This window comes from Ahniella affigens (assembly GCF_003015185.1).
Taxonomy (GTDB): domain Bacteria; phylum Pseudomonadota; class Gammaproteobacteria; order Xanthomonadales; family Ahniellaceae; genus Ahniella; species Ahniella affigens.
Genome location: NZ_CP027860.1, coordinates 4,627,894 through 4,647,535, shown reverse-complemented (window position 1 = coordinate 4,647,535; position 19,642 = coordinate 4,627,894). Strand labels below are relative to the sequence as shown.

Sequence of the window (19,642 nt, the reverse complement as noted above, 5' to 3'; positions counted from 1 at the left end):
GGAGAGGGCTGGGGAGAGGGCTACTTGCGGCAGTTCGGTGTCGTCAGCATAACGAAGCATCTGCTTCGCAAGTAAACCGCAAGAAAAACGGGCGGCCCGCCTTCAAATAGCCGAAGTATTCATCGCCCAACTCAACTGCTCTCATGCCGCTGCAGCGACTTCAGCAGCACCGATGCCTGCGTACGATTTCTGACGCCGAGCTTCTGAAAGATCAACGACAGATGCGCTTTGATCGTGCGTTCCTGAATGCCCAGCTGATCGGCGATCTGCTTATTCAACTTGCCATCGGCCACCAGACTCAGCACTCGGAATTGCTGCGGTGTCAGCGCGGCGAGTTTCTCCGCCAGTCGATCATCGGCACTCGGCTCGGGCAGGCTGTCGAGCTGTTGGCGGATATCGTCTGGCACATACGATTCGCAGTTCAGGATGGTCGTCAGGGCGTGGCCCAGTTCATCGAGGCTCGCCCGCTTCGGAATATAGCCCGCCGCGCCGAGTGCCAGCGCTGAACGGATCGTGCCCGGGTCTTCGCTCGCCGAGATCATCACAATCGCCACGCTCGGAAATTCGGCCCGCAGACTTGCCAAACCCATCAACCCTTGGCTGTCGGGCAAGTGCAAGTCCAATACCAACAGATCGAGCTCCCGTTCCCGTTCCAACACGTGCCGGGCGGTCGCCAACGATTCCGCCTCAAACAGGACTGCCGCATCCGCCACCGTGCCCAGCGCCTGCTTCAGTGCGAGGCGGAACAGGGGATGATCATCGGCAATCAGAATGCGGGTCATTGTGCCGTCCAGGCGCCATCCACGGGTAGGGCTGCTCCCGTCAGGTTATGTGCTTCGGTGCGACAGAGGAAGACCACGAGCGCCGCGATGTCTTCCGGGCGGCTCATTCTCTGGCTGGGCTGCTTCTCGGCGAGCAGCGCCTTCACTCCGGCCACGCGATCGCCGTCATGGGCGGCCGCTCGTGCCGCAATCTGCGGCTCGATCAAAGGCGTTTCCACCCAGCCCGGGCAGATGCAATTAGCGGTGATGCCGCCCGATGCGCGATCCCCAAGCGCCGCGTATTCGAGCGCCGCGACCTTGGTCAGGCCGATGAGTCCGTGTTTCGCCGCGACATAGGGCGACTTGTGGATCGATGCGACCAGCCCGTGCACCGATGCAATATTGATCACGCGCCCATAGCCGCGCTGCCCCATGCCAGGCATCGTCAAACGCATTGTGTGAAACGCGGCGCTCAAGTTGATCGCGAGGATCCGGTCCCACTGGGCCGCCGGCATCTCGCCAATCGGCGCCGTGAACTGAATGCCCGCGTTGTTGACGAGAATATCGAGCGGCGGGCAAGCCTCGATCATGCCGACAATGGCAGCGGGATCACTGAGATCGCCCCCGACAAAATGGGCCGGACCCACCAGGCGCAAGTCGTGCAGCAACGCATCGACTTCGGCCGGGCTCGCGAGGCCATGGACCCAAACTTCGGCGCCTGCCTCCAGCAACGCTCTGGCAATAGCCAGGCCAATGCCGGAACTGGATCCGGTCACCAAGGCGCGTTGGCCCAATAATGGCGGTTGATTCATGGATGGGTTCTCCGAATGCTGAGCATTTAGCTGCGAACGATCCTGGACGTCCGCCGCACCTAGACCAAGAGGCTAGCACTGGGCCTTTGGCGACAGACCTGGACCTAGGTCCAATTGCCAATGGGCGAACGTGGCGGCCATCCTCAACGCTGGGCGACTGTGCCCGATTCCTGCAATGCTCCCCTCCATCCATGAATGGCTCCGAATCCCATGCGAATCCTGTTGTTGAACACGCTGCGGGCGGCGTCTGCCGGCATGCTGCCTCTGGTGCTGATCGGCTGTGCCATGACACCGACCCAAACCGTCCCCCAGTCTGAGGCGACGCAATCTGAGGCGACACCGATGTTGGTAACCACGCACCGCGACCACGACGATCTGCTGACTGCCGGCCTTGGTCGTTCCGGCTTACTCGGAGCGGTGCCGGCCCTAGCCGATCCGGCCGCACCGACGGCGGCCGAGCTTCGGAAGCGCGCGATCTACGCGAGCTGGCGGGGCATTGTCGATCTGGTGGGCACCGTGACGGCGATCCCGGTTGTCCCGGGGCGCGAGTTTGCGAGCCTGCGCACCGTTGCCGGTGCGCGCTTTCCACACCGGGTGCTCGCGCAGATTCCCGACAACTTCAACGCCGATACGCCTTGTTTGATTGTGACGGCGTCTTCCGGATCGCGCGGCATTTATGGCGCGATCGGTTCGGTGGGCGACTACGCACTGCGTCGTGGTTGCGCGGTGGTGTATACCGACAAAGGCGCGGGCACCGATTGGTTCAATCCCCGGACTGGGCAAGGGACGGCGGTGGACGGTACCGTGAGCGATGCGGCTGCGAACGTGTTTCGTCCTGTCGCCACGGCGAGTGACCTGGTTGCAATCAAGCATGCGCACTCGCAAGACTTGCCGGAAGCCGACTGGGGCCAGCATGTGCTGCAGGCGGCGCAGTTCGGTCTGGACGCTCTGAATCAAGCCTTTCCGGACCATGGCGGTTTTGATCGCCGCAACACGCGGGTCGTGGCATTCGGCTTGTCCAACGGCGCAGCCGCGGTGTTGCGAGCGGGTGAGCAGGATCAGGACGGCTTGCTCGATGCGGTTGTGGCCGCCGCGCCAAACGTGCAGATCGCCGAGCAGCCCGCGCTGTTCGATTACGCGCTGGAGGCCGCGATCTTGCAGCCCTGCGCATTGCTTCAAGGCGATGCCCCGGCGTTCCTGCCTGATGCCGCCTGGAAGCCGAAGGCCGAACAGCGTTGTCGGTCTCTCCGGCAACTTGGGTGGATCAGTGGGGATGACATCGCCGCCCAGGCCGCTTCGGCGACCGAACGACTGAACGCCTTCGGATTCAGTGCGGAGGCCATGCATTGGGCCGGCATGAATCTCGCGTTTGATCTATGGCGCAGCGTGCTGGCAGCGTATGCGCAGACCTATGCGCGGGCGGGCGTGGATGCGCCCGTCTGCGACTATCGCTTTGCCGTGCTCGATGCGTCCGGCCAACCCCGAGCGGTGACCCCGGCGGAGCAGGCATTGTGGTGGTCCGATGCGTCAGGTCTCGCGCCGTCGGCGGGGGTGCAGATCATCGATGGCCTGGCCACCGGCGATGACCCCAATCTGCCCGGATTGCTGTGCCTGCATCGCCTGCGCCACGAGGGGATGCGCGAGGCGCAAGGCTTGGTGCTGCAACAGAGTCTGCAAAGCATCCGCGCGACTGCCCGACCGAAAGTGCCCACCTTGATCGTGCACGGTGAGCAGGATGCCCTGATCCCCATTGCGTTCACCAGCGCCCCTTATGTCGCGGCAGCGCGGACGCGGGGGGTGGCGAATCTGGCCTTCTGGCGCGTGCCGAATGCCCAGCACTTCGACGCCTTTCTCGCGCTGCCGGTCATGGCTGGCAAAGCGAAGCCGCTGTTGCCCGAGGCCCATCAGGCCATGGATGCGATGCGGGCATATCTGGATGGCGGGGCGTTTCCGACCGACCGCTAGCGCGCACCAACGCGAGCCAAATCCGCGGCCGTTGAACCGGCTGCCGTCATAACCCGTAGGGGCAGACCCCGGTGTCTGCCCGCGGCGTGCGACGAATCAATTTGGAACCCGAACCCAGGCAGCCACACGTGTCTGCGCCGTTGCGCCGAATCCGGGCAGCCACACGTGGCTGCGCCGTTGTGCCGAATCTGGGCAGCCACACGTGGCTGCGCCGTTGTGCCGAATCCGGGCAGCCACACGTGGCTGCCCCTGCAAATATCTCTGAACGGTCCGCTTGCAATTACTTCCGGCGCAGCTCGATGTCGCCGCTGAACGATTCCAGATCGATCCGGGCATTGCCGCCGCCAAACTCACCCGAGAAAGTTTTGCCCGGGCCGTCTTCGTCCTGCACATTCACCGGGAAATCGGCGCTGACCGAGCCCGAGAAGCTCTCGCCATTGACGCGTGCCGACGTGTCGGCTGGCAGCAACAGGCTCAGGTCGCCGCTGACCGATTCCATGCTGACATTCGCATTTGGTGCGAGTGAGCCGTCGAGTTGCAGATTGCCAGACACGGTGCTGCCCTCGAACCGGCTGATCGCGCTGCCGCGGACCAACACATCGCCGCTGACCGAGTCCGCCGACACATCACCCATCACATCGCTGACTTCGACGTCGCCGGACACGGTGCCGAGCTCGGCCGACGTGGCCTTGCCGCGAAACACGATGTCGCCCGACACCGAGCTCAGGTCAATCTCGCCCGCCTGCGATTCGACGCGGACATTGCCACTCACGGACTCGGCGTCGATATCTTGGGTGCTGACCAATCCGCGGACATCAATGCTCGCACTCACGGCCGACAAATCCAGGCCGGCCGCGCGCGGCACCTGAATGGTCAGCGTCGTCGGCTCCTTCGGGCCATTGCCCGACCAGCCGCCCCAGCTGAACCAGCCACTGCCGCCGCCTTTGCCTTCTTTCGTTTCGACTTCCAGCACCAGACGATCCGCTGTGCCGCTGACCTTCAGCTCAGAGCCTTCGCCCAGCGAGCCGGAATAGCTCACTTCGTTGCGATCCCAAGCGGTCACGGTGATCGCTCCGGAAACATTGGACACTTCCAATACGCCCTCGGCATTCAGAGGCTTGACCGTGCTGGCAATGGGGGTCGCGGCAAACGCAGAGGTGCTGATCAGGCTGAGCAGCAGGGATTTCGAAAGTCCGTTCATGTGAGGCTCCTTGTTGGATCAGACGCTGGCAGCGAGGCGCGCCAGTTTGAGTTTTTCCAGTTCGACATGTTTCAGGCGAACCAGCAGAAATTCGGCTTGCGGGGCGCTTTTCAGCGCGGCCTCGAGTTCGGTTTCGGCGCCGTCAAGCTCCAGCCATGCAGCGAACACTTCCGGGTTGGCCGATTGCATCAGCGTCCGCTCATCGTGGCTGCTGATTTCATTCCAGGCTGCCGCCGACTCCAGCATCATCGCCTGCCGCGCCCGCACCAGATTGGGCAGATTGGTTTGCGCCAGGCTGGCGTTAGCGGTCTCGGGCGTCTGATTACTGACACCCGATTGGCCGAGCACCCATGCACCAAGCAGCACTGCGGTCAGCAAGGACGCAGCAATCGCAAACGGAAACGGCTGTCTCGCCAGCGGGCGCTTCGCCGGGTCGACGAGGCGCGCTTCGATGCCGGACCACAGATCGCGTTGTGGCTCGATCCGCTCGGGCAGCTTTTTCAGCAGGCGTCGATATTCCAGTTCATCCATGGGTGCTTACTCCAATCAGCGTGCCGCCGTCCTGGGCAGTCAGTGGTTGAATCGTCATGGGTTGCCCAGCCACTTGCTGAGCAACTGCCGGGCGCGATGCAGATGGGCTTTGCAGGAGCCCACCGCAATGCCGAGCTCGGCACCAATCTCCTCGTGCTTCCAGCCTTCGACATCGTGCAGTACCAATACCGCGCGTGCCCGAGGTGGCAGCTTGCCGATCAGTACTTCGAGATCGACTCGATGCTCCGGCTTCAGTGTTTCCGGCATGGGCATGTCGGCGACCTGCTCCAGCCCATCCGCCTCGACCTGCATACCCGACTCAGATCGCAGCGCCATCAGCGCGGTGTTGACCGCGAGCCGATGCAGCCACGTCGAGAAGGCACTTTCGAAACGGAAGTCAGCCAGCTTCTGCCAGACTTTGACAAAGGTGTCCTGCGTCAAGTCCTCAGCGCGCGCCTGATCCTGGCCCACCAGCCGCAGGATCACGGCAAACACTCGCCCGGAATGGCGGCGGTACAGGCGTTCAAATGCATGCCGGTCACCGCCCACGGCTTTCTTGATGAGCGACGTATCCGCACCGTCGGTAAACGCCGGGGTGAAGGAATCGAAGCTGTCGTGGTGGCTCATTGCGAGAATCATGCCCCATTCGATGCCCGAGTGCGTGAATAGGTTTAGGCCGTTGTTGTAGATCGAACGGCATAGACCCGGCGCTGCTCGTTTCTCCCCAATTTCTCCACGGTTTGTCCAGGGCCTCTGCAAATTTGCGCCGTAACGTGCCAGCCATCAGAACCTCGGTGCTGGCCAAATTCCCCGCAGATGCGGCCCGGCACCAGGTTCTGACCCGATGCAACGGGCCTAACCACCGAGGGAGACGCCATGAAACTCAAACTCACTGTCATCCTGCTGAGTGCCATGCTGCTCAGTACTGCTGCGGCACTGCCGCCACGAGGTATGGCCGGGCCAGAGCCTGGCCCCGGTCGTGGCCAGAATCAACCGCCCGGTCCACCGCCGGACCTTGGCCAAATGCTGGATCTCCAGGGTGAGGCGCTGGCCAAGGTCGACGCGTTATCCGAGCAACAACATTTGGCCCTGTTTCGATTGCATCGTGAACAAATGCGAGCCGAGCGGGCTTTGCAGGAGCAGTTCCGGGGCGAACTTGCAAAAATCCTGAATCCGGACCAGCTGCAACGCTTCGAACAAATGCGCGCTGGGCGGCGTTCCGCAGGCGCCAGCCTGCGAGCCGACGGCCAGTGTCCGGACCGCGGTCCCGCAGCGCAAACGCCGGCCGCGCCCGCAGCGCGATAAACAGGGAGACTCACCATGAAGCGCCCGAATTCATCCCGAACCACCGCTGGTCTTGTCGCCCTGGCGATGCTTCTCACGACCTCAGCCGCCTTCGCGCAAAACGCCTGGCTCAATTGGGAATCTCCGCACGTCCATCCGCTCGACCTGAGCCCCGATCAGACCCGGCTGCTGGCGGTCAATACTGCTGACCAGCGTCTGCAGATCTTTACGGTCGACGCCGGTGGCAACCTCAGTGCTGCCGGCACTGTCCGCGTCGGCGTGGAGCCGGTCAGCGTGCGCTTTCGCACAGCCAATGAGGCGTGGGTCATCAATCATCTGTCGGACTCGATCAGCATCGTCGACTTGAACGCCGGCCGCGTGATCCGCACGATTCTGACTGGCGACGAGCCCGCCGACGTGGTGTTCGCCGGCACGCCCGAGCGGGCCTATGTGTCGATGTCGCAGCTCAATCAGGTGCATGTCTACAATCCGCTGAGCTTGGCGACCGCGCCGACCGTGCTGCCGATTCAGGGCGAAGAGCCGCGCGCGCTGGCACGCAGTGCCGACGGCAGCCGGGTGTATGTCGCGCTGTTTGAGTCGGGCAACACCAGCACGATCATCGACTTCCCGGTGGTCTCGAATGCGAGCGGCCCGTATGGCGGCCAGAACCCGCCACCGAATGTTGGTACGACGTTTGATCCGCCGATTGCAGGGGGACTCGATACGCCGCCGCCGGTCGCACAGATTGTGCGTCGCTCGGCCGATGGGCGATTCCGCGATGGCAACAGTCGCGACTGGACCAACTTCGTGACGTGGAATTTTCATGATCACGACGTGGCGATCATCGACACGAGCAACAACAGTCTGAGCTATGCGAACGGCCTGATGACAACGGTCATGGCGATCGGCGTGGCCCCTGACGGCCGCGTGCTGACCGTGGGCACCGAAGCGACAAACGAACAGCGCTTCGAGCCCAAGGTCAAAGCGAAGTTCGTGCGGGTACGCACGGGCTCGTTTCCTGCTGCGAACCCCGCCAACACGTTGATCGCTGATTTGAACCCGCATCTCGACTATCAGAGCACGTTCCTGGACCCGACTGCGCGCGAGCAGTCGTTGGGTGATCCGCGTGGCGTCGCGTTCAATGCGGACGGCACGGCTTGGGTGAGTGGCATGGGCTCGAACAACCTCATCAAGACTGATGCGACCGGCACGCGTCTCGCCAGAATTGACGTCGGGCAGGGGCCAACGGGCTTGGCGCTGAATGCAGCCGTCAACCGCCTCTATGTGCTGAACAAATTCGATGCCAGCATTTCGGTCGTCGACACCAATACCAATCAAGAAGCGTCGCGTTTGAGTTTCTTTGATCCGACGTCCACGGCCGTCAGACTCGGTCGCCCAATGCTGTACGACACGCACGCCGGTAGCGGCTTGGGCCAAACGGCCTGCGCGGGTTGCCATGTGGATGCACGCACCGATTTCCTGGCCTGGGACTTGGGTGATCCGAGTGGCGCCATGAAGACCGTGAACCAGACGTGTGTGCAGGGTCCGGGCAACTGCCGCCCTTGGCACCCGATGAAGGGGCCGCTGGTCACGCAAAGCCTGCAAGGGATCGTCGGCACTGAGCCTCTGCACTGGCGTGGCGACCGCGAGAATCTAGCGGCATTCGCGCCGGCGTTTGTGGGATTGCAAGGTCTTGATGCGCAACCCAATGCGACTGCGATGCAGCAGTTCTCCGATTTCATTGCCACGGTTCGCTACCCGCCGAATCCGTTCCGCAATCTCGACAACACCATGCCGACATCGATCCCGGTGTCGAATGGCCAGACCGGCAATCCCAATACGGGACAGACGATTTTTCAAACGCAGCCCGTGCTGCCCGGCGGTGCGACGTGTCAAACGTGTCACGCTGGCCCAGCGGGGACCACGCGAAGAATCGATGATCCCCAATTGGCCGCGGCCCCGCAGGCGATGAAACAGGCGCAGCTGCGCGGCATGTACGAAAAGGTCGGCTGGTCCATTGGCAGCCAGAACAACAGTAAGGGCTTCGGCTTCAACAGCAATTCTGACTTCGACAATCTGAATGCGTTGCTCAGCGTCGGCTTCAACTTCGGCCCACCACAGCAAGCGGTAACCGCCCGTCGCGATGTCGAAGCTTTCATGATCGCGTTCGACAACGGCACGCATGCCGCGATCGGCCAGCAAGTCAGCTTTGATGGCAGCAACAATGCCGACGCGAACACGCTGGCACGCTTGTCGACCCTACAAACCTTGGCCAATGCCGGCACGATCGGCCTGATTGCCGAACGCAACGTCGCGGGAGTCAGCCGCGGCTATGTCTACATTACCCAAGGCTTCATGCTGGCCGATCGCGAGAATGATTTCGTCGACCTGACGGCGCTCCGCGATGCGGCGACCGCTGCCAGCGTCGTGACGTTCACGGCGGTCGGGGCGCGTACCGCCTACCGTGCGGGCGTCGATCGCGATAGCGATGGATTCTTGGATTGGAACGAAACGAACGCTGGCTCCAGCCCGGACAACGCCGCCAGCCTGCCGAGCAACGCGTGCCTCGCCGACTACAACCTGGATGGCACGTACACCCAGGCCGATGTCGATGCGTTCACCGTCGCCTTCAACGCGACCAGTCCGAAAGCAAACTTCAACCACTCGCTAGACCCGACGACGGCGTTGCCGACGGTCAATGCTGCCGACCAGACTGCGTTTACAGCAGCCTTCAACGCAGGGTGCACCACGCTCAGTAACACATTGTTTGCGAACGATTTCGAATAGCCAGGAAGGCGCACTGATTGGCGCTGCGCCCGGTCTCGTGCCGGGCGCGGATTTGCGCGGATATCAGCTTGCGGCGCGCTTGGACGGCTGCCGTTCGGCCTCGGCAAGGCCGCTCCGATATACTGTCAGGCTATTTCCGGCCGAGAACAGGTGTGAGCAGCAAGATTCAACCGGTGAGCATCACCGCCTATACCGCGACGACCGCCTGTGGCGTGGGTCGGTCTGCGCTGCTTCAGGCCCTGACGAATCGCCAGACCGGGCTCCGTCCCAATGACTTCGGACCCAGTCCGCTGCCGACTTACATTGGCCGCGTTCAAGGTTTGGAAGAACAAGCCCTGCCAGAGGCTTGGTCGGTGCACGAGTGCCGCAATAATCGACTGGCTTGGCTTGGGTTAAACGCTGACAACTTTCTGGAACAAGCGAAGGCCGCTGTGGCTCGCTACGGTGCGGATCGCGTGGGGTTGTTGCTGGCCACGTCCACAGCAAGCATCGGCGCGAGCGAAGAGGCCTACAGTCGATTGACCGAAGACAAGCGCTTTCCGGAAGACCTGCGCCGCTCGACCGTGCATCACCCACATTCGCTTGGCGATTTTCTGGGGCGCGTGCTCGGTACGCGCGGGCCCTGCTTGACGACGGCTACGGCGTGTTCCTCATCGGCCAAAGTGTTCGCGCAAGCCGAGCGCTTGCTCCGATTGGGGGTGATTGATGCGGCCATCGTTGGTGGTGTCGATACGCTGTGCGGCTCGGTGTTGTTTGGCTTCAATGCGTTGGAGTTAGTGTCGCCCGAACCGTGTCGGCCTTGCGACCCGGCGCGCCGTGGGATCAACCTTGGCGAGGCGGCCGGATTCGCATTGCTCGAACGCGACGGAGCGCCCGATGCCCCGAGACTGCTGGGTTGGGGCGAAAGCTCCGACGCGCACCACATGTCGACGCCGCATCCTGAAGGCCTCGGTGCGCGCCTCGCCATCGAAGCGGCATTGGCTCGCGCCGGACTCAGTGCCGATCAGGTCGACTACATCAATATGCATGGCACGGCCAGCCAGAAGAACGATGAGGTCGAAGCGGGCTTGATCGCCAGGATGTTCCCGGCCACGACCCGCGCGAGTTCGACCAAGGGCTGGATGGGTCACACGCTGGGTGCGGCAGGCATCGTTGAGGCAGTGATTTGCCTGCTCGCGCTCGAAGCCGGTTTGGCGCCAGGTTGCTTGAACAGCCAAAGCCTGGATCCAGTCTGTGGGCCGCAGATCCGGCTCGACAACGAACACGCGCCGCTCCGGATCGCACTCAGCAATTCGTTCGGCTTTGGTGGCAACAATGCCTCGCTGGTGTTTCAACGGGGGCAGGTATGAATGCCTTGGACGTAGCGATCAAGAGCGTTGCCCTGCACGCACCTTATGCGCCGAACTGGGCGGCTGCGAAAGCCCTGTTACAGGGCGCCGCGGAGAAGCCCGAGGCACGCTCGGCGCGCCCGCAGAACACGGTGCTCGCGCCAACCGAACGCCGTCGTGCGCCTGATACGGTCGCCATTGCGCTGTATCTCGCTGAGACTGCGTGTGCGGAGGCGGGGATATCGCCACAAACGCTGTGCAGTGTGTTCGCGTCCTGCTACGGCGATCTCGCGATCAGCGACTATATGTGCGACACCTTGGCCAGCGCACCGAACATGATTTCGCCGACCAAGTTTCATAACTCCGTGCACAACGCCGCCGTGGGTTATTGGACGATCGGCACGAACTGCATGCGCGCTTCCACCGCGCTCTGTGCAAATCAGGCGACGTTTGCTGAAGCGCTGCTGGAGACGGCGGTGCAAGTGCAGAGCAGCCAAGAGCCCGTGCTGTTGGTGTGCTACGACATTGAGGCGCGCGGGCCGATGGCCGAAGTTTGTGCGAGCCCTATCGCGATGGGGCATGCGCTCGTGCTTTCGCCTGAGCCTCTGGGGGGCGAGGCGCGCCTGCAACTTTCGATTGCCGATTCGGCATTGCCAGGTTTGCCCACGAACGTGCTCCGCGATTGGCATCCCGGGCATCCGTTGACACAGAGTCTGGATTTATTCGCGGCGTTCGTGCAACCAGCGCCAGCAGCGTTGAGTTTCCCCTTGAGCAGCGGTCGGCAGCTGCATGTGCAGGTGCAGCCATGAGTGGCATTGTGGTCGCCGTTCCGGCGCTGAACGAACAAGCCGCGATCCAGGACGTCGTCCAAGGCGTGCTCGACCAGGGCTTGCCGGTGATCGTCATCAATGACGGTTCGGAAGACCAGACTGGTGCGATCGTGGATGCGATGCCGATCCAGGTGATTCATCACGTCGAGCGTCAGGGCAAAGGCCAGAGTCTGCGTGATGCGTTTGCACTCGCGGCCAAGCTCGGTTACACGGCGGTCATCAGCATGGACGGTGATGGCCAGCATCATGCCGAGGATCTGCCGCGGATGCTCGCTGCGCATCAGGCGCGACCGGATGCCATGTTGCTCTGCGCGCGCGAAATTGGTCGCGAAGCGCAGCCGGGTATCCGCCGCTTCGCGAATCACTTTGCCGATTTCTGGGTCAGCTGGGCTTGTGGCCAGAATGTGCTCGATTCGCAATGCGGGCATCGCTTGTACCCGTTGACCATGCTCGCAAAGATGAACCTCCCGCAGAGCGAAGGCTTCGTGTTCGAAAGCGAAATGCTGATCGAAGCGGCCCGCGTCGGCACGCCGATCGGCTCCATCGCGATCAAGGCGCGCTATCACGAAGGCCGGCGGGCGAGTCACTTCCGGCCGCTCCTGGATGTCTGGCGGATCACCCGTATGATCTTCTGGCGCATCGTCAAACGTGGGCTCTATTTGCCAGGTCTTTACCGTTCGTTGACGCGCCGGCCGCTGAGATTGGGCGCATGAATACGACGCACAGTGATGTTCTAATATTGGGCGGTGGCCTTGCCGGCCTGAGTCTGGCCTTGCAGCTTCGGCAACGATTCGCCGATTTGTCGATCCGTGTGGTGGAGCGCAAAGCACATCCGGTGCCGGTTGCTGCGCACAAGGTCGGCGAATCGACGGTGGAGATCGGGGCGAATTACTTTGAGTCGGTGCTGGGCCTAAAGCCGTTGCTGATGCAAAACCAGCTGAAGAAGTTCGGTTTCCGGTTCTTTTTTTCGGAAGGGCGCGAGCAGATCGACGACGTCACCGAGTTGGGTGCCAGCACGTTTCTGCCAACCGGCTCGTGGCAGATCGATCGCGGCATTTTCGAGAACGATCTGGCCGAGGAATGCGCGCGGCGCGGCATCGAGTTCCTCGACGCGGCGGTCGTGCGCGAGATCGAAATCGATGGCAAGACCATGCATCGCTGCGTGGTGGAGCGTCATGGCGAGAAGGCTTCCTACTCGTCTCGTTGGCTCGTTGATGCCGCCGGTCGCGCTGGGCTTTTGAAGCGTAAACTGGATCTTGCCGAAGATCACCCACACAACGCCAATGCGGTGTGGTTTCGGATCAGCGAACGGATCGATATCAACGACTGGGTCCAGGACGAGTCCTGGCTCGAACGCTGCAATCCACGTTCGCGCTGGCTGTCGACGAATCACCTGTGTGGCGAGGGCTATTGGGTCTGGTTGATTCCGCTCGCGTCCGGCAGTCACTCAGTGGGCATCGTCTGCGATGCGGCGATTCATCCGCTGGAGACGATGAACACTTGGGAGAAAGCACTGAGTTGGTTCGAGCGCTTTCAGCCGCGGCTCTACGCCGTCTTGAAGGACAAAAAGGAGCAACTGCAGGACTTCCTGTTCTTCCGACATTTCTCCTACGGCTGCAAGCAGGTGTTCTCGGGTGATCGCTATGCGCTGACCGGCGAGGCGGGCGTGTTTCTGGACCCGTTCTACAGCCCGGGTTCGGATTTCATCGCGATCAGCAATACCTACATCACCGAGCTGATCGCGAAGGATCGCGCTGGTGAACCGGTCGCGCCATACGCGCGGATCTACGAGCAGTTCTACTTCTCGTTCTTCGAGAGCACCATGGCGTTGTATCAGGATCAGTACCGCATCTTTGGCGATGCCGAAGTGATGCCGACGAAGGTGATCTGGGACTATGCCTACTATTGGGGCATCCTGGCGCAGATCTTCTTCCAGCGACGGTTGACGGATTTGGTGAGCCTGTCGCGTTTGCGTGAGCCGTTGGAGCAAGTCAAAGCACTGAATTTTGCCGTGCAGGATTTGCTGCGCGAGTGGTCGGCTGCCTCGAAGAAGCCGAATCCGAAGCGCATGTTGGATCAGGCCAGTCTGCCTTGGTTCAAAGAATTGAATCGCAGCCTGCAGGATCAATTGGATGATGCTTCGTATCGGCAGCGTTTGCTGGACAACGTGGCCATGTTAAAGACCTTGGCAGCCGAAATTGCCGCACGCGCCGTTGCCGATGTCCCGAGTCTCGCGCAGCATCCGATTCATGCGCAGCTGCAAGAAGCCGTGGCTGCCCAGCATCCGTATTTGTTTGAGCGGGCGGCCTGAGGGCCGCTTGCGCTTGCGGCGTTCCTTCTTGTGGAAGGGCATTCAGGCCCGAACGATTTTGCGGCAAGCTTGGTTCGCGGCTGAAGCCGCTCCTACAAAAACCACCGCCGCGAACCAAGCTTGCGGCAGGATCACTTACTGCTTGTGGGAGGGCCTTCAGGCCCGAACCAATCTTGCCGCATCACCGTTCGCGGCTGAAGCCGCTCCTACAAAAACCCTCGCTCGTAGCCGCGCTTGCAGCGGGGTCTGTTGCCTTTTTGTAGGAGGGCCTTCAGGCCCGAATCAATCTTGCGAGGAACATACGCTGGACACCCCAGCGCCTCGAATCAACCATGCGTGGACTGCAGGAAGCTCCGAATGCCATCGAGCAGCATCTGCACCGACAGCGCGACCAGAATCATGCCCATGAGCTTTTCCAGCGCGCCCAGTGCGCGCTTGCCGAGGAACCGGTACAACGCGGTGGCGGAGAACAACACGACACCACCAGCAGCCCACGCGATCAGCAACGCCAACGCCCAGTGATTGATCCGACTCGGGTCCTGCTGTGCCAGCAACAGCAACACCGCAATCGTCGATGGTCCGGCGATGCACGGAATCGCCATCGGCACGATCAACGGCTCGCCACCTTCAATATCACCGAACACGCCTTCAGCAGTCGGAAAAATCATTCGCAGCCCAATCAGGAACAGCACAATACCGCCGGCGATCGATACGGATTCCTGTTCCAGTTTGAGCAGCGCCAGCAAACTCTGACCGCCGTACAGAAACGCAAGCAGTACGCCGAGCGCAATCAGCAACTCGCGGGCGAGGACCACACGCCGGCGTGCCGGTGTCAGGTCTTTCAACAAGCTCAGGAACAAGGGCACATTGCCCAACGAGTCCATGACCAGAAACAGCATCAGGGCCGTAGGCAAAACCTGGTTCATGGCTTAACTCCAGTGTGCTTGAATCGCCGCGAGTAGCGGTGGCAACTTGCTATCGGCAGTCGGAATCGTGTTGGCGTCTTCGCCAAAATAGGCGCGGGCCCGGAGTTGCGTACGCATCGGGCCGGGATGAAATTCATGGACACGCACACCGCGCGTTTCCAGCTCTTCCGAGTAGTGATGCGCGATCACGGCAACCGCCGCCTTCGACGCCCCATACGCATTCCAATAGGCGTTCTGAATACGCTCAGGGTCTTCGAGCGGAAACACGATCTGGCCTTTGTTCGCGAGCAACAAGGGTAGGGCCGTTTGCGTCAGCCATTGTGCGGCATGGCAATTCACTTGGAATGGCTTCAGCCAGCTTTCGGCGCCCATCTGCTCAATGCTCATCAGGCCTTCGAATTGCGCCGCGCCATGGAACAACAGATCCAACCGGCCACATTCCCGCTCAACGGTGGTGAACAGTTCTTCGTAGTCGAGTGGTGTCGCGCCTTCGAAATTGATCGGATAGATCGCTGAATCCACACTGCCGAGCGCAATGATCTCATCAAGCAGGCGCTCGACTTGCCGAATGCGACGTCCTGCCAGCACCACGGTGGCGCCTCGTTCAGCGGCCGCGCGTGCGAACGCGCCACCCAGGCCGCCCGTTGGGCCGGTGACCAGCATGACGCGGCCGTTCCACGGCTTTTCAATACTCACAGGCTAATCAGGCCGATTGTGCGTCGCGCACCATTTGTGCGAGATCGCCCTTTTCGAACAGTTCCAGCGTGATATCGCAACCGCCGATCAACTCGCCATTGATGAACAACTGCGGGAATGTCGGCCAGTTCGAAAACCGCGGCAGGTTCGCGCGGATGTCCGGGCGCTCCAGTACGTTGACGGAATGAAACTCGGCGCCAACTGACTTCAGCGCGTGCGCCGTGCGCTGAGAAAAGCCGCACATCGGAAACTGCGGGGTGCCTTTCATGAACAGCACGATCGGGTGCGATTCGACCGTCTGCTTGATTTCGTTGATGATTTCCATTGCTTGACTCCTTCGATACTCGAAACCTGGCCCGGCCAGGTAGCCGGTCGGCACCGCGAACATGGGCGCGCCGAACGCGCCTTTCAAGCGTTCTGGACTACCAGACCACTTCCGCCATCGAGCAATTCAGGCCCGAACCAATGCCGAGCAGCGCAATACGCTTACCCTTTTGCAGCCGGCCCGCCTGCTTCAATTTGCTGAGTGCGATCGGCACCGACGCCGGGCCGATGTTGCCGAATTCAGGGAACAGGAACAGCACTTTCTTCGGGTCGATGCCCAGCAGATCGCAAATGGCCGAGGTGTGCACCTTGCTGATCTGGTGAATCGCGAATTCGTCGATTTCGTCCACCGCCCAGCCGAGTGCGGCGCGCGCGGCCTGGAACGTCTTGGCCGCGAGCTTCAGGCCTTCGACCAGCAGCGTGCGGGTATCGGTGACCATGCGATCAAAGTTGCCGCGGCACAGGTGCGAGAAGTTCGTCGCGGCGCGGGTGACGCTACCAATGAAGCGGTGGCCATTGGGGTAAAGCTCGGCGCGCGCCATGACCATCGCAGCGCTGCCTGAGCCAAGCGTCAGCGACGCGAACTCGTTCCGGAATTGCTCGGCGGTCACATCGGGCTGCAGCAGGCGCTGGATCGTGCGCTCGGTGATTTCGTTCGAGGTTTCGCCATCAACGATCAGCGCGTATTCGATGTCGCCGCGCTCAATCATTCGGGCAGCGATGTCCATGCCATTCAGGAACGCGAGGCAGGCATTGCCGACATCGAAGTTCTGGCACGTATCGGACAAGCCCAGATTGCCGTGAATGATCGACGCCGTGCTCGGTTCCATGTAGTCGCGGCACACGGACGTGTTGATCAGAATGCCGATGTTCTCGTGCGGAATGCCGGACTCGGCCAGCGCTTTTTGCGCAGCCATCGTGGCGGCGTCAGAGGGCATCACGGGGCCGTCCCAAATACGCCGCTCATGAATGCCAGCGACTTCCTCAAGCAGATTGTCGCGTATTCCGAGCCGATCCAGCGTGGGCTGCAAACGCTCCATGATCTCGGTCGAGGTCAGACGGATCGGCGCCTCCACATGGGCAACGCTGGCAATGGCTACGTGTTTGTAAATCATGGTGTTTTCCCTGAGCGGGCGGTCCAGGGCCGCCTAGACCGTGCAGGCTAGCCCGAATCCACCGACGTGACAAGCAAGAGCCGGGTTGGGGTGCTAGCTTGGGGCGGCGCTAGCGATCGCCAGATTGCCGCCTGGATGTTTCGCGCAATCTGCCAAGTGTTTGATTTCCTTAAAATCAGTCGCATTCTAGACCCGGACGCGCGCGGTGTTTCAAACCGTAGAGGCAGACCCCCGTGTCTGCCTTGGCCACAATCTTGCCTTACCGGCGCTTCGGGCGATCTCACCACCATCAACCCTGTCGCAAGCGAACCGGCGTGCGACGGACCGGGGCACGGCAAACCGAGGCACGACAAACCCGGGCAGACACAGGGGTCTGCCCCTACGGGTTGGGTGCATCGGTCTGATCCGGGATGCGCCCGGAGTTCCGAGCGAACCGGCGTACGACGGACCGGGGCACGACAAACCCGGGCAGACAAAGGGTCTGCCCCTACGAACCCTCTGACTGTAGGGCCGGACCCCGTGTCTGCCCCGGTTCCGGCAACCCAAAAAACGACAGGCCCGGCATGGCCGGGCCTGTTCGTTGTGCCAATGGTAGACGCGCTAGGCCGCAACTCCCACATCAACACGATTCCCTACATCCAACGGCTTAGTTCTTGCCTTCGGCCGCGGCAGTCTTGCTCTCTTCCTCGCGGCGCAATTCGCCCACATCAACCGTGCCGCCAAACGGATTCTCGAAGAACTCATCCTTCCACTGCACATACAGTTCCGGTTCCCAGAACTGATCCTTGTAGAAGTCTTCGCCCTTGATCTTGGCGAACTCGCCGTTTTCGGCGCGCACTTGCATGTCCAAGTTACCGACAAAGCCGACGCGCGAACCAGTGACGTCACGCTTGGCTTTGCGCAGCACTGATGTCATGCGCGGCAGCGCCACGTCGTCACCATATTCGGCGTAAATCTCCGTGCCCACATTGATCGCACGCTTCTGCTCGTCTGGCGTCAGCTTGCTCCAATACAGTTCGCGCATCGCGGTGAAGGACTTGTAGTTGCGCTGGGCGGCGAGGTCCATCCACGCATAGGCCAATGCGCGATCGGTCTCGACACCGTTGCCCTTCCAATACATCTCGGCAATCAGGCCCTGCGAGGGCTTGTCGCCATACTTGGCCGCCCGCTTGAGCTGCGCGAGCGCATCATCAAAGCGACCTTCGTCGAAGCTCTTAACGCCTTCGCGACGCCAGCGCAGATCGGGGTGATACCGGAGGAACGCTTCGGAGCCCGCCATTTGATGCGGAACCGATTCGATCTTGTCCTTGGAGCTACCGGCAGCTGCCGTGCCCATCACCGTCAACAGCGACGCCACCATCATTCCCTGAATTAGTCGTTTCATAAGCCACCTCCTGAATGGCCCGGTCATTGTGCCTAAGTTTTTGCTCGAATCATGTGCCAAAAGCAAAGTGCTGCAGATGACGCATGTCATAGAGAGTGCCAAGGCGCAAAATAGTTGCATGACTGATGGCAGGGTCGCATTCGATTTAGTGCGCGAATGACTCATTCACGCACCCGCCATGCGGACGCGCGCCTGTGGTGGGTGCGCCCCTGGTACCGGCGAATTCGTCTGATGAAGTACTTGTAAAGAAAGTGAGACCAGAAAGAACCCGTTTCGCGACCATCTGCGCGAGGCCCATCCGGGATCATTCGTCGCGCCAATACACGACTAGGAGCGGCCAATGAAATTCGTCCGACACCCAAGCATCGAAGTGCCTACCGAAACCACGCTGACACTGACCTTAAGTGGTCATGCGTCAAGCCCTGTTGGAACATGGACGTCAAGCACGGGTCCAGTAACCAATTGCCTTTTGTTGCCGCCTGGAAGTTTGATCATGATCAACGTCGTGAACACCGATATGATTGGCCTTACCAGCGGACCTGTGCTCACGGGCTACTCGTGCACCGGATTTGATGGTGACTTGCCGCTCGAAGTTGACCCTGACCGCACAAATCAAAGCTGCATCGCGCTCAAGGCAAATCTCGGCCACTTCCGGGAATTGAACGACGCACTAGTCGTTGGGCAGATGGTCGACTTTGGGGTGATGGTCAGTGTGAACGGCAACCCATTCTATTTCGATCCCCAAGCCACCAATGATCCGCGCTGAGGTCATTCCGATCGCGCAGCGAATGGACGACGTTGCTGCGTGGTAAGGCGCGAACGCAGGACACCAGCGATGAATTGGGGGGCGAAGTCCGGCAGGATGCCGGACTTCGGTGATGCATCGATCAGCCGAATCGATCAGAACCCTTGGAACCGTGACGCGGGTTGGTCCGACCGACCTACCAACGGCCCGTATTCGCCATCGACTGCCAAGGCTCGGCGGGCGGCAACGGTTCGCCCTGCTGCAGCAACTCAATCGAGATCAAGTCAGGGGACCGCACAAATGCCATGCGGCCATCGCGTGGTGGGCGATTGATGGTCACGCCGGCAGCTTGCAGGCGCTCGCACGCGGCGTAAATGTTTGGCACGGCATAGGCGACATGGCCGAAGTTGCGGGCTGTGCCGTAGTCTTCTGGGTCCCAGTTGTACGTCAATTCGATCTGCGCGTCGTCATCGCCAAGCGCTGCGAGAAACACCAGTGTGAAGCGGCCTTCGGGGTAATCCTTGCGCTTTAGGACGGTGAGACCGAGCGCGTCGACATAGAACCTCAAGGAAGCGTCCAGGTCGCGAACGCGGACCATCGTGTGCAGGTATTTCATGGTTGGGTCTCCGCTCGAACGGCGTA

At 61.4% G+C, this 19,642-nt stretch carries 19 protein-coding genes; 8 read left to right on the top strand and 11 right to left on the bottom strand.

Annotated elements, in window-relative coordinates:
- Nucleotides 1-131: 131 nt before the first annotated feature.
- Both C7S18_RS17930 and C7S18_RS17925 read right to left on the bottom strand, forming a co-directional pair.
- A complete protein-coding gene (locus tag C7S18_RS17930) occupies nt 132-782 on the bottom strand; it encodes a response regulator (protein WP_106892857.1) in 651 nt (216 codons plus the stop codon).
- A complete protein-coding gene (locus C7S18_RS17925; RefSeq protein WP_206207923.1) occupies nt 779-1,573 on the bottom strand; it encodes a 3-hydroxybutyrate dehydrogenase in 795 nt (264 codons plus the stop codon). Before C7S18_RS17925 ends, C7S18_RS17930 begins: the two co-directional genes overlap by 4 nt.
- A 210-nt stretch (nt 1,574-1,783) precedes the next feature.
- On the opposite strand from C7S18_RS17925, the gene C7S18_RS17920 reads away from it, so the two are divergent.
- On the top strand, nt 1,784-3,538 hold the full coding sequence (locus C7S18_RS17920) for a 3-hydroxybutyrate oligomer hydrolase family protein (RefSeq protein ID WP_170113338.1): 1,755 nt from the start codon (nt 1,784-1,786) through the stop codon (nt 3,536-3,538).
- Nucleotides 3,539-3,818: 280 nt separating this feature from the next.
- On the opposite strand, the gene C7S18_RS17915 is transcribed toward C7S18_RS17920, so the two are convergent.
- The 3 genes from C7S18_RS17915 to C7S18_RS17905 are packed head-to-tail and all read right to left on the bottom strand — an operon-like array spanning nt 3,819 to nt 5,897.
- Nucleotides 3,819-4,739, bottom strand: a complete 921-nt coding sequence (locus C7S18_RS17915) for a DUF4097 family beta strand repeat-containing protein (protein WP_106892855.1) — start codon at nt 4,737-4,739, stop codon at nt 3,819-3,821.
- An 18-nt stretch (nt 4,740-4,757) separates the two neighbouring features.
- Nucleotides 4,758-5,270 (bottom strand): hypothetical protein, encoded by a 513-nt coding sequence (locus C7S18_RS17910; RefSeq protein WP_106892854.1) that lies wholly within the window; start codon nt 5,268-5,270, stop codon nt 4,758-4,760.
- 54 nt (nt 5,271-5,324) lie between these two features.
- Nucleotides 5,325-5,897, bottom strand: a complete 573-nt coding sequence (locus tag C7S18_RS17905) for an RNA polymerase sigma factor (RefSeq protein ID WP_240623924.1) — start codon at nt 5,895-5,897, stop codon at nt 5,325-5,327.
- Between the two features lie 249 nt (nt 5,898-6,146).
- Between C7S18_RS17905 and C7S18_RS17900 the strand changes: the two genes are divergently transcribed.
- The 6 genes from C7S18_RS17900 (at nt 6,147) to C7S18_RS17875 (ending at nt 13,810) form a co-directional block, all read left to right on the top strand.
- Nucleotides 6,147-6,575, top strand: coding sequence for a hypothetical protein (locus C7S18_RS17900; RefSeq protein ID WP_106892852.1), 429 nt, complete (start codon nt 6,147-6,149; stop codon nt 6,573-6,575).
- Between the two features lie 15 nt (nt 6,576-6,590).
- Nucleotides 6,591-9,341 (top strand): beta-propeller fold lactonase family protein, encoded by a 2,751-nt coding sequence (locus tag C7S18_RS17895; RefSeq protein WP_106892851.1) that lies wholly within the window; start codon nt 6,591-6,593, stop codon nt 9,339-9,341.
- Between the two features lie 152 nt (nt 9,342-9,493).
- Entirely contained in the window at nt 9,494-10,690 is a 1,197-nt protein-coding gene (locus tag C7S18_RS17890) for a beta-ketoacyl-[acyl-carrier-protein] synthase family protein (RefSeq protein ID WP_240623923.1), read from the top strand.
- Nucleotides 10,687-11,478 carry a beta-ketoacyl synthase chain length factor gene (locus C7S18_RS17885; RefSeq protein ID WP_106892850.1) on the top strand — a complete coding sequence of 264 codons (792 nt, stop codon included), beginning with the start codon at nt 10,687-10,689 and terminating at the stop codon, nt 11,476-11,478. The genes C7S18_RS17890 and C7S18_RS17885 overlap by 4 nt, the downstream gene beginning before the upstream one ends.
- Nucleotides 11,475-12,212 (top strand): glycosyltransferase family 2 protein, encoded by a 738-nt coding sequence (locus C7S18_RS17880; RefSeq protein ID WP_106892849.1) that lies wholly within the window; start codon nt 11,475-11,477, stop codon nt 12,210-12,212. Before C7S18_RS17885 ends, C7S18_RS17880 begins: the two co-directional genes overlap by 4 nt.
- A complete protein-coding gene (locus C7S18_RS17875; RefSeq protein WP_106892848.1) occupies nt 12,209-13,810 on the top strand; it encodes an NAD(P)/FAD-dependent oxidoreductase in 1,602 nt (533 codons plus the stop codon). The genes C7S18_RS17880 and C7S18_RS17875 overlap by 4 nt, the downstream gene beginning before the upstream one ends.
- A gap of 326 nt (nt 13,811-14,136) precedes the next feature.
- Here C7S18_RS17875 and C7S18_RS17870 read toward each other — a convergent pair whose 3' ends face one another.
- The 5 genes from C7S18_RS17870 to C7S18_RS17850 form a co-directional block, all read right to left on the bottom strand.
- A complete protein-coding gene (locus tag C7S18_RS17870) occupies nt 14,137-14,736 on the bottom strand; it encodes a YhgN family NAAT transporter (protein WP_106892847.1) in 600 nt (199 codons plus the stop codon).
- 3 nt (nt 14,737-14,739) lie between these two features.
- Complete coding sequence (locus tag C7S18_RS17865) at nt 14,740-15,432, bottom strand: SDR family NAD(P)-dependent oxidoreductase (protein ID WP_146151991.1); 693 nt, start codon at nt 15,430-15,432, stop codon at nt 14,740-14,742.
- A 7-nt stretch (nt 15,433-15,439) separates the two neighbouring features.
- On the bottom strand, nt 15,440-15,757 hold the full coding sequence (gene grxD, locus C7S18_RS17860; protein ID WP_106894089.1) for a Grx4 family monothiol glutaredoxin: 318 nt from the start codon (nt 15,755-15,757) through the stop codon (nt 15,440-15,442).
- Nucleotides 15,758-15,854: 97 nt separating this feature from the next.
- Nucleotides 15,855-16,871, bottom strand: coding sequence for a 3-oxoacyl-ACP synthase III (locus C7S18_RS17855; protein ID WP_106892845.1), 1,017 nt, complete (start codon nt 16,869-16,871; stop codon nt 15,855-15,857).
- A gap of 646 nt (nt 16,872-17,517) precedes the next feature.
- On the bottom strand, nt 17,518-18,255 hold the full coding sequence (locus C7S18_RS17850; RefSeq protein WP_146151990.1) for an SEL1-like repeat protein: 738 nt from the start codon (nt 18,253-18,255) through the stop codon (nt 17,518-17,520).
- Between the two features lie 493 nt (nt 18,256-18,748).
- On the opposite strand from C7S18_RS17850, the gene C7S18_RS17845 reads away from it, so the two are divergent.
- A complete protein-coding gene (locus tag C7S18_RS17845; protein ID WP_106892843.1) occupies nt 18,749-19,021 on the top strand; it encodes a hypothetical protein in 273 nt (90 codons plus the stop codon).
- Nucleotides 19,022-19,196: 175 nt separating this feature from the next.
- Here the strand turns inward: C7S18_RS17845 and C7S18_RS17840 are convergent, their stop codons facing one another.
- Nucleotides 19,197-19,616: a VOC family protein gene (locus C7S18_RS17840; protein ID WP_106892842.1), complete on the bottom strand. Its 420-nt coding sequence runs from the start codon at nt 19,614-19,616 to the stop codon at nt 19,197-19,199.
- Between the last annotated feature and the right edge of the window lie 26 nt (nt 19,617-19,642).

What these genes read in the sequence shown, in the direction of transcription:
- grxD (WP_106894089.1), bottom strand. Translation starts at nt 15,757, where the DNA reads ATGGAAATCATCAACGAAATCAAGCAGACGGTCGAATCGCACCCGATC.
- C7S18_RS17845 (WP_106892843.1), top strand. Translation starts at nt 18,749, where the DNA reads ATGATCAACGTCGTGAACACCGATATGATTGGCCTTACCAGCGGACCT.
- C7S18_RS17895 (WP_106892851.1), top strand. Translation starts at nt 6,591, where the DNA reads ATGAAGCGCCCGAATTCATCCCGAACCACCGCTGGTCTTGTCGCCCTG.
- C7S18_RS17840 (WP_106892842.1), bottom strand. Translation starts at nt 19,616, where the DNA reads ATGAAATACCTGCACACGATGGTCCGCGTTCGCGACCTGGACGCTTCC.
- C7S18_RS17855 (WP_106892845.1), bottom strand. Translation starts at nt 16,871, where the DNA reads ATGATTTACAAACACGTAGCCATTGCCAGCGTTGCCCATGTGGAGGCG.
- C7S18_RS17875 (WP_106892848.1), top strand. Translation starts at nt 12,209, where the DNA reads ATGAATACGACGCACAGTGATGTTCTAATATTGGGCGGTGGCCTTGCC.
- C7S18_RS17870 (WP_106892847.1), bottom strand. Translation starts at nt 14,736, where the DNA reads ATGAACCAGGTTTTGCCTACGGCCCTGATGCTGTTTCTGGTCATGGAC.
- C7S18_RS17905 (WP_240623924.1), bottom strand. Translation starts at nt 5,897, where the DNA reads ATGAGCCACCACGACAGCTTCGATTCCTTCACCCCGGCGTTTACCGAC.
- C7S18_RS17850 (WP_146151990.1), bottom strand. Translation starts at nt 18,255, where the DNA reads ATGAAACGACTAATTCAGGGAATGATGGTGGCGTCGCTGTTGACGGTG.
- C7S18_RS17880 (WP_106892849.1), top strand. Translation starts at nt 11,475, where the DNA reads ATGAGTGGCATTGTGGTCGCCGTTCCGGCGCTGAACGAACAAGCCGCG.
- C7S18_RS17925 (WP_206207923.1), bottom strand. Translation starts at nt 1,573, where the DNA reads ATGAATCAACCGCCATTATTGGGCCAACGCGCCTTGGTGACCGGATCC.
- C7S18_RS17900 (WP_106892852.1), top strand. Translation starts at nt 6,147, where the DNA reads ATGAAACTCAAACTCACTGTCATCCTGCTGAGTGCCATGCTGCTCAGT.
- C7S18_RS17915 (WP_106892855.1), bottom strand. Translation starts at nt 4,739, where the DNA reads ATGAACGGACTTTCGAAATCCCTGCTGCTCAGCCTGATCAGCACCTCT.
- C7S18_RS17885 (WP_106892850.1), top strand. Translation starts at nt 10,687, where the DNA reads ATGAATGCCTTGGACGTAGCGATCAAGAGCGTTGCCCTGCACGCACCT.
- C7S18_RS17920 (WP_170113338.1), top strand. Translation starts at nt 1,784, where the DNA reads ATGCGAATCCTGTTGTTGAACACGCTGCGGGCGGCGTCTGCCGGCATG.
- C7S18_RS17930 (WP_106892857.1), bottom strand. Translation starts at nt 782, where the DNA reads ATGACCCGCATTCTGATTGCCGATGATCATCCCCTGTTCCGCCTCGCA.
- C7S18_RS17910 (WP_106892854.1), bottom strand. Translation starts at nt 5,270, where the DNA reads ATGGATGAACTGGAATATCGACGCCTGCTGAAAAAGCTGCCCGAGCGG.